The sequence below is a fragment of the Brevibacillus sp. FIR094 genome (assembly GCF_050477165.1).
In the GTDB taxonomy this organism is placed as follows: domain Bacteria; phylum Bacillota; class Bacilli; order Brevibacillales; family Brevibacillaceae; genus Brevibacillus.
In genome coordinates this window covers 1-14010 of sequence record NZ_JBEAES010000065.1, presented here as the reverse complement: position 1 = coordinate 14010, position 14010 = coordinate 1, and the positions used below count along the sequence as shown (strand labels likewise).

Annotated in this window: 15 protein-coding genes; all 15 read left to right on the top strand. The window is 47.9% G+C overall.

Features of this window, described 5'->3' with window-relative positions:
- The first annotated feature begins 218 nt into the window (after nt 1-218).
- The 15 genes from hslO (at nt 219) to lysS (ending at nt 13710) form a co-directional block, all read left to right on the top strand.
- Entirely contained in the window at nt 219-1091 is an 873-nt protein-coding gene (hslO, locus tag ACQ5DJ_RS29400; protein WP_088910251.1) for an Hsp33 family molecular chaperone HslO, read from the top strand.
- Nucleotides 1092-1119: 28 nt separating this feature from the next.
- Nucleotides 1120-2022 carry a peptidyl-prolyl cis-trans isomerase gene (locus ACQ5DJ_RS29395; protein WP_429845533.1) on the top strand — a complete coding sequence of 301 codons (903 nt, stop codon included), beginning with the start codon at nt 1120-1122 and terminating at the stop codon, nt 2020-2022.
- An 82-nt stretch (nt 2023-2104) separates the two neighbouring features.
- The gene (gene cysK / locus ACQ5DJ_RS29390; protein WP_429845532.1) at nt 2105-3037 is read left to right on the top strand and encodes a cysteine synthase A; all 933 of its coding nucleotides are present in this window, start codon (nt 2105-2107) and stop codon (nt 3035-3037) included.
- 120 nt (nt 3038-3157) lie between these two features.
- Nucleotides 3158-4651 (top strand): anthranilate synthase component I family protein, encoded by a 1494-nt coding sequence (locus ACQ5DJ_RS29385; protein ID WP_429845531.1) that lies wholly within the window; start codon nt 3158-3160, stop codon nt 4649-4651.
- A gap of 17 nt (nt 4652-4668) precedes the next feature.
- Complete coding sequence (pabA, locus tag ACQ5DJ_RS29380; RefSeq protein WP_429845530.1) at nt 4669-5253, top strand: aminodeoxychorismate/anthranilate synthase component II; 585 nt, start codon at nt 4669-4671, stop codon at nt 5251-5253.
- Between the two features lie 181 nt (nt 5254-5434).
- Complete coding sequence (locus ACQ5DJ_RS29375; protein ID WP_429845534.1) at nt 5435-6796, top strand: alkaline phosphatase; 1362 nt, start codon at nt 5435-5437, stop codon at nt 6794-6796.
- Nucleotides 6797-6937: 141 nt separating this feature from the next.
- On the top strand, nt 6938-7108 hold the full coding sequence (gene tatA, locus ACQ5DJ_RS29370; protein WP_429845529.1) for a twin-arginine translocase TatA/TatE family subunit: 171 nt from the start codon (nt 6938-6940) through the stop codon (nt 7106-7108).
- Nucleotides 7109-7146: 38 nt separating this feature from the next.
- Nucleotides 7147-7992 carry an aminodeoxychorismate lyase gene (gene pabC / locus ACQ5DJ_RS29365; RefSeq protein WP_429845528.1) on the top strand — a complete coding sequence of 282 codons (846 nt, stop codon included), beginning with the start codon at nt 7147-7149 and terminating at the stop codon, nt 7990-7992.
- 52 nt (nt 7993-8044) lie between these two features.
- Nucleotides 8045-9232 carry a dihydropteroate synthase gene (gene folP, locus ACQ5DJ_RS29360; RefSeq protein WP_429845527.1) on the top strand — a complete coding sequence of 396 codons (1188 nt, stop codon included), beginning with the start codon at nt 8045-8047 and terminating at the stop codon, nt 9230-9232.
- A 2-nt stretch (nt 9233-9234) separates the two neighbouring features.
- Nucleotides 9235-9606 carry a dihydroneopterin aldolase gene (folB, locus tag ACQ5DJ_RS29355; protein ID WP_429845526.1) on the top strand — a complete coding sequence of 124 codons (372 nt, stop codon included), beginning with the start codon at nt 9235-9237 and terminating at the stop codon, nt 9604-9606.
- A complete protein-coding gene (gene folK, locus ACQ5DJ_RS29350) occupies nt 9603-10133 on the top strand; it encodes a 2-amino-4-hydroxy-6-hydroxymethyldihydropteridine diphosphokinase (RefSeq protein ID WP_429845525.1) in 531 nt (176 codons plus the stop codon). The genes folB and folK overlap by 4 nt, the downstream gene beginning before the upstream one ends.
- Complete coding sequence (locus ACQ5DJ_RS29345) at nt 10085-10294, top strand: helix-turn-helix domain-containing protein (RefSeq protein ID WP_047074774.1); 210 nt, start codon at nt 10085-10087, stop codon at nt 10292-10294. The genes folK and ACQ5DJ_RS29345 overlap by 49 nt, the downstream gene beginning before the upstream one ends.
- A gap of 70 nt (nt 10295-10364) precedes the next feature.
- The gene (dusB, locus tag ACQ5DJ_RS29340) at nt 10365-11393 is read left to right on the top strand and encodes a tRNA dihydrouridine synthase DusB (RefSeq protein ID WP_144618239.1); all 1029 of its coding nucleotides are present in this window, start codon (nt 10365-10367) and stop codon (nt 11391-11393) included.
- A 217-nt stretch (nt 11394-11610) separates the two neighbouring features.
- Nucleotides 11611-12087 (top strand): transcription elongation factor GreA, encoded by a 477-nt coding sequence (greA, locus tag ACQ5DJ_RS29335; protein WP_007725265.1) that lies wholly within the window; start codon nt 11611-11613, stop codon nt 12085-12087.
- Between the two features lie 102 nt (nt 12088-12189).
- Nucleotides 12190-13710 (top strand): lysine--tRNA ligase, encoded by a 1521-nt coding sequence (lysS, locus tag ACQ5DJ_RS29330; RefSeq protein ID WP_429845524.1) that lies wholly within the window; start codon nt 12190-12192, stop codon nt 13708-13710.
- The last annotated feature ends 300 nt before the right edge of the window (nt 13711-14010 follow it).

The following is a 14010-nucleotide window of genomic DNA, read 5'->3' as shown; positions in this document are numbered from 1 at the left end:
GGAAACAGGTAGCCTAGGTGCTTTTTCAACGTCTCATTAATTAGGGTCAGTCCACCTCTTCGTGCAGAGGGGTTTTTTCTGTCAGAAATGGTCGAATTCACAAAGTGTCAGACTCACAGTGGGAGAAGCGTAGTCTTTTTCTCCTTGTGGTAAACTGGTAAGATAGCTTCATGATTTTTGCGCTATTGAAGAGGTAGTTTGAAAAGGAGGATCGCTACATGGGCGATTATATGATAAGAGCAACTGGATTTAATGGGCATGTTCGTGCATTTGCCGCACGCACGACAGAATCTGTCGAAGAGATGCGTCGTCGTCACGACATGTGGAATACAGCGACAGCAGCAGCGGGACGTACGCTGACCATTACCTTGATGATGGGGGCTATGTTAAAAGGAAACGAGAGCCTCCATGTCAAAGTAAAAGGGGGCGGACCAATCGGGCAGATCATGGCGGAAGCAAACGCACATGGTGAAGGAATCGCGTATGTATCCAACCCGCATGTCCACTTTGAGCTAAACGATAAAGGCAAGCTCGATGTAGCGCGTGCAGTGGGAACAGACGGGTTTGTGTACGTAACGAAAGATCTCGGTCTCAAGGAGCCGTATCAAGGCAGTGCGCCGATCGTCTCTGGTGAGATTGGGGAAGACTTCACTTATTATTTTGTGATGTCCGAGCAAACGCCTTCAGCAGTAGGTGTGGGTGTACTGGTTAATCCTGAGGACCGTTCTGTTTTGGCTGCGGGTGGATTCATTCTTCAGTTGTTGCCGAATACGCCAGAAGAGGTTGTAGCAGCTATTGAAGAACGTTTGGGGCAGCTTCCGCAGGTTTCTCGCATGATTGGCGAAGGCTTGACTCCTGAAGAGATTTTGGCCCGCGTATTGGATGAGCCAAAAATCCTGAGCCGCACGGAGATTCAATTTAGCTGCAAATGTACAGCGGATAAGGTTGTTCAGGCACTGATCAGCATGGGACGCGAAGAAATGGAAGGTCTGATTGAGGAACAGGGCGAAGCAGAAGTACACTGTCATTTCTGTAATGAACGTTACCATTATGACAGATCCGCGTTGGAAGACATCCTGAAAGACATGTAAGCGCGGCGTCAAGTAGGGGAGTGTTGGCATGACCAACGTAAAAGGGTTGTGGGCATTCATTGGGGCGCTTGTATTGTTGCTGCTTGCCGTTACCTGGGCATGGTACCAGGCATCAGGCAAGCTGCAGCCTGCCGCCATCGTAGGGGATAAGACGATTAGCAACGATGAGTATGTAACGGCGCTGAAACAAAAGTTCGGTAAGCAAGTGCTAAACGACATGATTAATCGGGAAGTCGTTTTTCAAGAGGCGAAGCGATCCGGCATCACGGTTGATTCGAAGCAACTGGAGCAAGAGCTTTCCCAGATTCGCGACAGTTACGGCAGTCGGACAGACAGCGAGTTTGAGGCTGCGCTGTTAAAACAAGCGGGAACGACCGTGGAAGCCCTCAAGCAGGAGATTTCTTACCAAATCCTGCTGCAAACCCTGGCAACGAAGGACATGACCATCAAGGATGAAGAAGTGCTAAACGTCTACAATAGCCGATCTGACCGTTATACCCGACCGATGCAGATGCGTTTAGGACAAATCGTCGTGGCTTCACAAAAAGAAGCGGAACAAGTTTTGGCTGATTTAAAAAACGGAGCCGACTTTCAGACGATTGCCAAAGAGCGTTCGATTGATGCGGATACAGCTGTGAACGGCGGCGATCTAGGCTGGGTTTCCATCAAGGATAATCGATTGCCCGACGAGGCGAAGCCCATCGTAGAAAAGCTGGAGAAAGACAAATACAGCGAAGCGATCAAAATAGAAGATCAATACGTCATTTACCAATTGACAGAGCGCAGGGAAGCCAGTCAACGGACATTTGAAGAGGTAAAAGATGAGCTGCGCCGAGAGATCGCATTTGCCCAGGTCGAGTCACTGGATGTCGTGCTGGAGCGATTGCGAAAATCGGTAGGGGTCCAGATTTCTGGGCAAATGCCTCATTGACCAAAAAGGCTACCGTTGATATAATTATGTCAATAAATCCTAGCGTTTTACTCGGTTATTATAAATAGGAGGGGCAGAACATATGCGCGTGGCTAATTCCATTACCGATTTGATTGGATATACTCCGCTTGTAAAGCTGAATCGTGTTGTCACCGAAGATATTGCAGACATTTACTTGAAGCTGGAGTTCTTCAACCCGGGCAGCAGTGTAAAAGACCGAATTGCGTTGTCGATGATTGAGGCAGCAGAGGCAGATGGAAGTCTGAAACCGGGTGATACCATCATTGAACCTACGAGCGGAAATACCGGTATTGGACTCGCGATGGTTGCTGCTGCAAAAGGATATCGTGCTATTCTGGTCATGCCAGAGACGATGAGTATTGAGCGACGCAACCTGTTGCGTGCGTATGGTGCGGAGCTGGTTCTCACACCAGGCAGCGAAGGGATGGGCGGAGCGATTCGCAAAGCAGAAGAGCTGGCGAAAGAAGATAGCTCTTATTTCATTCCCCAACAATTTAAAAACTTGGCAAACCCGGCCATTCACCGTGAGACGACAGCCCGTGAGCTGTTGGACCAAGCGAAGGAAATCGGCGGCGTAGATGCTTTTATTTCCGGTATCGGTACAGGCGGAACGATTACGGGTGTAGGGCAGGTTCTTCGTGAACACTATCCGAATGTACAAATCGTGGCTGTTGAGCCTGCGGCTTCGCCAGTTTTGTCTGGCGGCAAACCAGGTCCACATAAGATCCAAGGTATCGGGGCTGGCTTTGTTCCAGATACTCTCGATACACAAATTTACGACGAAATCATTAAGGTAGAAAACGAGGACGCTTTTGAAACTGCGCGTCGTGTTGCGCGTCAGGAAGGTATTCTCGGCGGGATTTCGTCTGGAGCAGCGATCCATGCGGCTCTGCAAGTAGCAGCGAAGCTCGGCAAAGGCAAAAAAGTGATCGTTGTCATTCCTTCGAATGGGGAGCGTTATTTGTCCACGCCTCTGTATCAGTTCGAAGATTAATTGTAAAAAGATACCGCAAGACCACGGAGCCCTACGTTGGCGACGTGGTCTTTTCTTTTAGTGTCAGGCAACTATATAATGAACGGATAAATAGTGAAAACCGGAGCGTGAAGAGGAAGAATGTTCCCTACCTTTGCTGATTGCCAGACGTATGCCTTATCTTATTCGTTAGTTCCCCTCGCCCTGCGTAAACCGTGGTCATCGACGATTGATCCGTGGCAGGTGCTCACAAAACTACAGCCTTCTCTGCAAAATGCTGTCCTGTTGGAAAGTGGACGAGCTGGGCGGTATACCTTTTTGGCATATGAGCCTATTGCTACGCTGCGCAGTCAGCGAGGAGAAACGATCGTTTCGTACCCAGAAGGGAAAATCGAGAGCATAGAGACTCACAACCCATTGAATGCTTTACGAGAGCTGCTATCTCGTTACCGTACGCCTGCACTTCCAAGTATGCCAGATTTTGCTGGAGGCGCAGTAGGCTATATCAGCTATGAGATGAACCGCTTTTTTGAGCCTAGCTTGCCACAGATAGCGACTGACGACTTACAGTTGCCAGACCTGTATGTTATGATAATGCAAGACCTTCTTGTCTTTGATCATGAGACCCGAGAGATCATTTGCCTGACGCATTTGAGCGCGGACAATTTGACCGAAGAAAGCTATCGACAGGCAGCACTCTACCTGGAAAAACGCATGGACTTGATTGCTTCATTGGCAATGGATCACGATGAGACAGATTGGGAAGCTTTGCGAAAAAGACCGCTTGCCAAGCTAGTGCCAGCGTCCGTATCCTTTGCCAAAGACCAATTCGAGGATGCCGTTCGTCGGGTGCAGGAGTACATCGCCCAAGGGGATGTTTTTCAGGTCAATTTGTCGGTACGGCAAAGCAAGCCGGTGCAGGTGACAGCCCCAGAAGTGTACGATGTGCTTCGCAAGCTGAATCCGTCTCCTTATATGGGTTATCTGAGCTTCCCTGAATTTCAATTGGTTAGTGCCTCGCCAGAGCTACTTGTAAAGGTAAAAGGCAAGGAAGTGCATACGCGTCCGATCGCCGGAACACGTCCGCGTGGATTAACGGACGAGCAAGACGATACATTGGCACGTGAGCTGATTGATAATGAAAAGGAACGCGCAGAGCATGTCATGCTGGTTGATCTGGAACGCAATGACATGGGCCGTGTCTGTCGCTTTGGCAGTGTGGAGGTCAGCGAATTCATGGTTGTGGAGAAATACTCCCACGTCATGCATATCGTCTCTCACGTCAAAGGAGAGCTGGCAGCAGGCAAGGATGCGCTTGATTCGATCGAGGCGACTTTTCCGGGAGGGACGATCACCGGAGCGCCAAAAGTTCGCACGATGGAAATCATCGAGGAGCTGGAGCCAGTCAAGCGAGGCGTCTATACGGGATCAATCGGCTGGTTTGGCTTCAATGGTGATATCGAGGTCAACATTGCCATCCGCACTATGGTGATCAAGGATGGCGTAGCACATGTGCAGGCTGGAGCGGGTATCGTGATTGACTCGGTTCCAGAGGCCGAGTATGCCGAGTCATTGAAAAAGGCAGAAGCGTTGTGGAAAGCGCTTGAGTTGAGCGAGCAGAGAACGATGAGTTGAGAGGAGACGAGTGTACGATGATTTTGATGATTGATAACTACGATTCCTTTACCTACAATTTGGTGCAGTATGTGGGAGAGCTTGGGGAAGAGCTGCAAGTGTATCGCAATGACAAAATTACACTAGAAGAAATCGAACGATTGGCACCGGATTATTTGATGGTGTCTCCAGGACCGTGCACGCCAAATGAGGCGGGGATCAGCATGGATGTGATCCGCCATTTTGCCGGAAAAATTCCGATTTTGGGTGTTTGTTTGGGTCATCAGTCCATTGGGCAAGTGTTTGGCGGAAAAGTCATTCGGGCCGAGCGCTTGATGCACGGAAAAACGTCGGAAGTTTTCCATGATGGCAAAACCATCTTTCAGGACATTCCTTCTCCTTTTACGGCGGCACGCTACCATTCCTTGATTATTGAGGAAGCGTCCATTCCGAGTGAGCTGGAAGTAACCGCCCGGACAGCCGAAGGTGAAATTATGGCTGTGCGCCATCGGGAGTTCCCAATCGAAGGCGTCCAGTTCCACCCTGAATCGATTATTACCGAGCACGGCAAGCAATTGCTGAAGAACTTCCTTACCGCATACGCGCGCCATACGACAGGTTAACGCATAGATACGACAGGAAAACCGCCTTTTTTCGAGGGCGGTTTTTTGCTTTCATCGACAATTGTAAATCTATCTTTACTGTTTCCATAAACTTCTTTACATTGCCCACGTCATTTCTCAATATTGGAAGATTACAATCAAGCTGAAATTAAACAATAATTCATTTCTTAGGAGGTACATGATGTTCCGTACATTCCCCAAAAAACTCGTTCCAGTGGCAGTAATCTCCTCGCTGGCTTTTACAGCGTTTTTCGGTCCTACTACAGGTCTTGTAAAAGCAGCAGAAAATAATAACAACGCAAAAGTGAAAAATGTAATCTTCTTGATCGGTGACGGTATGGGTACTGCTTATACAACTGCACATCGTTACATGAAGGACGACCCTTCGACACCACTGATGGAGCCGACAGAATTCGATAAATATTTGGTCGGTGCACAAATGACTTACGCAGAAGACCACAAGCAAAACATTACAGACTCCGCTTCTGCTGCTACGGCGATGTCTTCTGGTAAAAAGACATACAATAATGCGATTGCGGTAGACAACGACAAATCAGAAGTAGAAACCGTACTCGAGCGTGCAAAAAAAGTAGGTAAATCTACTGGTCTGGTAGCTACTTCCGAAATTACTCATGCTACACCTGCTTCTTATGGTGCCCATGACGAAAGCCGTAAGAATATGGATGCCATTGCAAATGACTACTATGATTTGAAAATTAACGGCGAGCATTCTATTGATGTGATGCTTGGCGGTGGCTTGAAAAACTTCGTTCGTAAAGATCGCGACCTGACGAAAGAGTTTAAGAAAGATGGCTTCAGCTACGTTACTTCGAAGAGCGAACTATTGGACGACAAAAACGGCAAAATTCTCGGATTGTTTGCAGATGGCGGAATGGATAAAATGATCGACCGTTCCGATGAAACACCTTCCCTGGAAGAAATGACAAATGCTGCGATCGATCGTCTGAGCAAGGACAAAGATGGCTTCTTCCTGATGGTAGAAGGAAGCCAAATTGACTGGGCAGGACATGACAACGATATCGTTGGTGCAATGAGCGAGATGGAAGATTTCGAGCGAGCTTTCAAAGCCGCGATTGATTTCGCGAAGAAAGATGGCCATACGCTGGTTATCGCCACTGCTGACCACTCCACAGGTGGATTGTCTGTTGGAGCTAAAGATGAATACAACTTCTTGGTAGATCCGATTAAAGCAGTGAAACGTACGCCTGATTTCATTTCGACTGAAATCGCAAAAGGTGCAAATGTAGAAGAAACTCTTAAGAAGTACATTGACCTGGAACTGACCCCGCAAGAAATCGCATCTGTGAAGAAAGCTGCTGAAACGAAAGAGCAAGTGAAGATTGATAATGCCATCGAAGCGATTATCGATATTCGTTCCTTTACAGGTTGGACAACCGGTGGACACACAGGCGAGGATGTAAACGTCTATGCGTATGGCCCTGGAAAAGAGAAAGTGTCTGGATTGATCGACAACACAAAAAATGCGGATGTAATCTTTGAAATCTTGGGTGGGAAAAAGTAAGCGAGAGTAAGCTTTCGTGAAAAATTGGCTACCATGCTTCTGTGGTAGCCTTTTTCGCTTGCGGCTGGGAGTAGATCGGACGCTTTATGCACATCCTTTGAAGAGACTGGGTATTTGACAGGAAAAGGAGTGTTGCCAGCAATGCTGTCGAGCATCGGTATTCCCGGATTGATTTTGCTGTTGATCATTACCTTGTTGCTTTTTGGACCGAAGAAGCTGCCGGAGATTGGTCGTGCAGTCGGACAGACCTTGAAAGAGTTTAAGCTGTCGATGAAAGATTTGCCGCCGGATGAAGAGGAGAAAAAGATGTGATATGATGCTCTCGACTATATTATCGGGAGAGAGCGCAGATGCACGTTTATGTTAACGGGACGATTTGTCCGGCTCAGGAGGCTACCGTATCGGTATTGGACCACGGGTTTTTGTACGGTATTGGTTTGTTTGAAACGTTACGTGTATACGACCGCAAGCTATTTTTATGGGATGCTCATTACGCCCGGCTTTGTTCCGGGCTTTTTGCGTTGCAGATTCAACCTGCTTGGACAAAGGAAGAGCTGGCTGAAGCGATTTTGATGACGATAGATGCCAATGAGTTGCGTGATGCTTACGTCCGCTTGAGTATTACGGCTGGCGCAGAAGGAGTGGGCTTGGTAGCAGGGGGGTACGAGCAACCTTCCTTATTCGTATTTGCCAAACCCGTAGCACCTCTAGCAGTACCTCCTCCGCCAAAACGTTTGCAGACATTGGCGTTGGTTAGACAGACAGCGGAAAGCCAACAGCGCTTTAAATCGCACAATTACTTAAACAATGCCCTTGCACGTCAAGAACTCGGTGCCCGTCCCGATGTGGAAGGTCTATTTTTGACGCATGATGGCTTCGTGGCGGAAGGAATTGTGAGTAATGTGTTTTGGGTCAAAAACGGCCAGTTGTTTACCCCTTCTATTGATACGGGCATTCTTGATGGGGTGACGCGGCGACATGTTTTGACTTTGGCACAGCAATTATCGATGCCTGTCGAAGAAGGTCGATATCGCTTGGAAGATCTGCTCAACGCCGATGAAGTCTTTACGACAAATTCCGTGCAAGAGATCGTTCCGATTACCGAAATTGACGGGCATTGCGTCCCTTCGACATATGGTACATATTCGTGCGAACTGCACCGTGCCTACCGTCAGTCTGTAGCGGCTAGCGAGTAAATTATGGTATGCTACTATTCAATGTGCGAAGACGGAATTAGGGAGTTTGATCATGAAATACAATTCATTTCGAATCCATGCTGCGACCTTCGCTGAGATGGTATCGGAGCTTGTCAAAAGGGGTGTTCCTATTTCGGAAGCCGAACGCATGGCGGAAGTGGGGACGAGCCTGAAGATTCATACGGAAAACATGAGTGTGGCTGTAGCGGAGAGTGTGAGGGAGATTATGCGCTCTTTCGATGCCCAAGCCATTGTTTCAGACCAACCAGGTACTGCCGACAAAAAATACGTGCTGCTGTTGGCTTCACACAAGAAGATGAATTTGGCGTTGGATCATATGAAAACGCAAACAGAAGAGCTACGAGCGTTGGCGGCAGAGGTACGGGATGTTTTAGCTATGCCTGCCAAGCTTCGTGCGCGCCGCGAACTGAACTGTGGCCAGTATGTCCTGCCACTGGGAGAGCGTACGCTAGTCATGGGCATTTTGAATGTGACACCTGATTCATTCTCGGATGGCGGTCGCTATGTCGATGTAGAGGCAGCACTGGCACAAGCGCGTGCGATGGTTGAGGCTGGAGCTGACCTGATTGATATCGGGGGAGAATCGACACGTCCGGGGTCGGAAGCAGTCGATGAGGCGACGGAGCTGGATAGAGTGTTGCCAGTCATCCGGATACTTTCGCACGAATTGTCTATTCCGCTGTCCATTGACACATACAAAGCGGCGGTTGCAGATCGGGCCATTTTGGAAGGGGCACATATCATCAATGATGTATGGGGAGCGAAGCGGGACCCGCGGATGGCAGAGGTAGCTGCTCGTCTCGACGTGCCCATTATCCTGATGCACAATCGCGAAGACACGGACTATCACGACTTTTTCCCAAACTATATCAAAGACCTGCGTGAGTCCGTACAGATCGCCTTGCAGGCAGGGGTAAAACAGGAGAGAATCATCCTTGATCCGGGGATCGGGTTTGTAAGGACTGTCGAGCAAAATCTCGAGACGATGCGCAGGCTGGATGATCTGGTAGGGCTAGGCTATCCCGTTCTGCTTGCCACTTCACGCAAGCGGATGATCGGTCATGTTCTCGATTTGCCCGTAGATGAACGTGTCGAAGGTACTGCAGCGACAGTTGCCCTCGGGGCGGCAAAAGGCTGCCATATGGTACGGGTGCATGATGTCAAAGAAATGAAGCGCGTTACGAAGATGATGGACGCGATGCTAAAAGGGGGCATTTAACCTTGGATAAAATCTACTTCAATGGCATGTCTTTTTACGGATATCACGGTGTGTTTGGAGCAGAGGCTGAACTGGGCCAACGGTTTTATGTCGATCTGGAGCTATCGCTCGATTTATCCAAAGCTGGAGCAAGTGACGATCTTCACGATACAGTCAATTACGCCGATATCTTTACTTGTGTGCAAAAAATTGTCGAGGGTGAACGATTTCAGCTGATAGAAAAACTGACTGCTGTGATAGCAGAACGTCTACTTACGCAATTCCCTTTGCATGAAGTCAAAGCAAAAGTGACCAAGCCGAATCCGCCGATCAATGGGCATTATGAGTCGGTTGCGATTGAGATGATCCGTAGAAGAGAGGATTTTGCTTCATGACAGTTTGTGCGTATTTGGCGCTAGGCTCCAATCTTGGGGATCGGGCACAGAATTTGCGCCGGGCGATACAGAGATTGAACGAGCAACTAGGAATTCGCGTGCTTCGTGTCTCTTCTGTTTATGAGACCGATCCATTTGGTAACGTTGAACAAGACGCATTTCTGAATATGGCGATCGCTGTGGAAACAGAACAGAGCCCGGATCAGCTGCTAGAGACGGCTTTGTCAGTAGAGCGAGAGCTGGGTCGTGTACGAACGGTTCGATGGGGACCGCGCACGATTGATATTGACCTACTGTTGTACGGGACATCTCGTGTTTCGCAAGACAATCTCATGATTCCTCATCCAGGGCTGAACGAGCGTGCTTTTGTACTCGTGCCGCTTCAAGACGTTTGGGAAGGCGGCGTTTTACCTGAGCATAACCAGACCATTGATCATTATCTTTCCTTATTGGTAGAGGATCACAAGGGGGTACGTGAGTGGGGAGTAATCAATTGGGAAATAGAATCCGGTCCTTCCGAAAGCTAAAAGGGTATACGCAACAGTCCCTTTCGGAAAAGATGGGAGTGTCACTGTCGTTTGTTGGGTCACTAGAGAGAGGAACTCGTACGCCAACAGAGCCTGTATTACGGAAGATCGCCAGCACTTTACAGGTAGACTACGATGAATTATGTGCTATAAATAAGTGATGTAATGAAGTTTGGATAGGATTGTCCTCTCCAAGACCCCGACTAAGCGGGAATAAGGAGGCGAAAATAGATGAAAATCGGCAATATCGAATTAAAAAACAACGTAGTTCTCGCTCCAATGGCAGGTGTCTGTAATCCTGCTTTTCGTCTGATTGCCAAGGAGTTCGGTACTGGATTGGTTTGCGCCGAGATGGTAAGCGACAAGGGCATCGTGCACGGAAACAAAAAAACGATAGATATGCTGTTTGTCGACGAGCGCGAAAAACCACTAAGTTTGCAGATTTTTGGTGGAGACAAGGAAACTTTGGTGAGTGCGGCGAAATATGTAGACCAGCATACGAATGCGGATATCATTGATATCAACATGGGCTGTCCTGTGCCGAAAATTACGAGCTGTGATGCAGGTGCGCGTCTGTTGCTCGATCCAGATAAAATCTACGAAGTCGTATCTGCTGTGGTCGATGCGGTCGACAAGCCGGTTACCGTGAAAATGAGATTAGGCTGGGATGAAGATCATCTGTACGTGCTGGATAACGCAAAGGCAGTAGAACGTGCAGGCGGCAAAGCGGTTGCTGTTCATGGACGTACCCGCGTACAAATGTACAAGGGGCAAGCTGACTGGGAATGGATCCGTCGCGTGAAGGAAACCGTTTCGATTCCGGTGATCGGAAACGGGGATGTGGCTACTCCTGAGGATGCGAGACGCATGCTGGATACAACGGGCTGCGATGGTGTTATGATTGGACGTGCTGCGCTCGGAAATCCGTGGATGCTGTATCGCACCATTCAATACCTGACGACGGGCGAGCTTGGTCCGGAGCCAACCGCACGTGAAAAGATGAATATTTGTTTATTGCATGCAGAGCGTTTAATCGCGCTGAAGGGTCCGAGAGTGGGAGTCCTTGAGATGCGCAAGCACGCGGCGTATTACTTGAAAGGTTTGAAGGGCTCGACGCACACGAAAAATCTGGTGAATGCGGTTGAGACAGAAGAGGAGCTTCGTCGTGTCCTCATGAACTATGTCGACTGGAACGAAAACTACGCAGATGACAGTGAAGAGCCGCTGGAAACAGCGCGCGATGAGGCTGTCAGCTACTAAAATTGGTGGTTCATTCCAGACATTGACAAGGGTTCCTTCATATCCTATAATACTCCGTAATATTGGGAGCCGAGCTGCCAGTCCACACTGGCAGCTTTACCTTTGAACCTCACAGACGATTGCATTCTGCTGTATATTGTATAGAACATCTACATATAATCCTTTGTACTTTACCCAGTATAAATGGAATCATTTTTTAAAACGGGGGAATTGAACCATGTCTGAAAAAGAAGTCATCCTTACACCAGAAGGTTTAACGAAGCTGGAACAAGAACTTGAAGATTTGAAAACGGTTAAACGCAAGGAAGTAGCTGCTCGTATTAAAGAAGCGATTAGCTTTGGAGATATCAGTGAGAACTCTGAATACGAAGAAGCAAAGAATGAGCAAGCGTTCATTGAAGGCCGCATTCTAACCTTGGAAAAAATGCTGCGCAATGCCCGTATCATCACAAATGAAGATGTAGATACAGGTGTTGTAAGCGTTGGTTCCCGCGTGAAGCTGAAAGATCTCGAGTTCGGCGATGTTATGGATTACACGATTGTCGGTTCTGCAGAATCGGATCCGATGAACAACAAGATTTCCAACGAGTCCCCGGTAGGTCAAGCGCTCCTCGGCAAAGCAAAAGGCGCGATTGTTGACGTTAACGTACCGGCAGGAGTCATCCAGTACGAGATTCTTGATATTAACCTGTAAGCAGTCGATCTATGGCGTACCTTTTGCGAGGTACGCCGTATCGCTATTATAAAAGTCTGTACAAAATTGTTAATGCAGGTATTTTCTAGAGGAGTGAGTGAAATGGCAAACGAGCAAGACCTACAGCAAGAAGAACAGCAACAGGAAGGGCTCCACGAGCTTCTTCAAGTGCGTCACGACAAAATGAATCAATTGCGTGAGTGGGGCTTTGATCCGTTCGGTAAAAAATTTGAGCAAACGCATCACGCTGCAGATATAACGAAAGCTTTTAGCGAGAAGAGCAAGGAAGAGCTGGAAGCGGAAGAGAACGTGGTTACGATTGCAGGCCGCTTGATGGCGAAACGTGGAATGGGTAAGGCAAGCTTTGCTCAACTGCTGGATCGTTCCGGTCAGATTCAAATCTACGTCCGTCAGGATACCGTTGGCGAAGAGCTGGGCAAAGTATTTGATTTGGCTGATATCGGTGACATGGTCGGTGTAACTGGTGTTGTTTTCAAAACAAAAACCGGCGAGCTCAGTGTAAAAGCAAAGGAACTGACCTACCTGACCAAATCACTGCGTCCACTGCCTGAGAAATATCATGGCCTCAAAGATATCGAGACTCGCTACCGTAAGCGTTACGTGGACTTGATTGTGAATCCAGAGGTTCGTGATACGTTCATTACTCGTAGCCGTATTCTGACTTCGATGCGTCGTTATTTGGACAACCTTGGTTATCTGGAAGTAGAAACACCTACACTCCATGCGATTGCCGGTGGTGCATCTGCTCGTCCATTTATCACGCACCACAATGCATTGGATATGCAGCTGTATATGCGTATCGCAATTGAGCTGCATTTGAAACGCCTGATTGTCGGTGGCCTGGAAAAGGTGTATGAGATCGGTCGCGTATACCGCAACGAAGGGATCTCTACTCGTCACAACCCTGAGTTCACGATGATTGAGCTGTACGAAGCGTATGCCGACTACCAGGATATCATGAGCCTGACTGAAGAAATGGTTGCTCATATCGCACAGGAAGTATTGGGCACCATGAAAATTCAGTATCAAGGCAATGAGATCGACCTGACACCAAAATGGCGTCGTGTACACATGGTAGATTTGATTAAGGAAAATCTCGGCGTCGATTTCTGGAAGGAAATGAGCGACGATGAAGCGCGTGCTATGGCAAAAGAGCATGGCGTATCCGTTGAGCCTCACCATACGTTCGGACATGTAGTGAATGAATTCTTTGAGCAAAAGCTGGAGCATACGTTGATTCAGCCTACCTTTGTTTACGGTCATCCTGTGGCGATTTCGCCATTGGCGAAGAAAAATGACCAGGATCCGCGATTCACGGATCGTTTTGAGTTGTTTATCGTAGCTCGTGAGCATGCTAATGCATTCACAGAGCTCAATGATCCAATTGACCAGCGTGAACGCTTTGAAGCACAGCTCTTGGAAAAAGAAGCTGGTAACGACGAAGCGCATGATATGGACGATGATTTCATTGAAGCGCTGGAGTATGGTATGCCGCCAACCGGAGGATTAGGAATCGGAATTGACCGTCTGGTAATGCTATTGACCAACTCTCCATCTATTCGCGACGTACTGCTGTTCCCTCATATGCGTAACCGCGACTAGTCTTGCAGAATAGAACCATCTGAGAAAAACTCAGGTGGTTTTATTTTTTACTTGCACTTAAAATTATTAAGTGTTATATTAATATCTGTTCTTCTTTTTTACTTAATCGATCGCAAAAAATGATGTGAAAATAGTTCTTGCTTTTCCCTCAAGGTATGTGATAGATTAATGAGGTCGCTGAAAAACACGTTAAAAAAACTTGTTGACACGACCTGGACAACCTGATAAGATGAAGAGGTTGTTGCGAAAATGCTCTTTGAAAACTGAACAGCGAAAGCGTTAATGAGTCTATCATTAAAT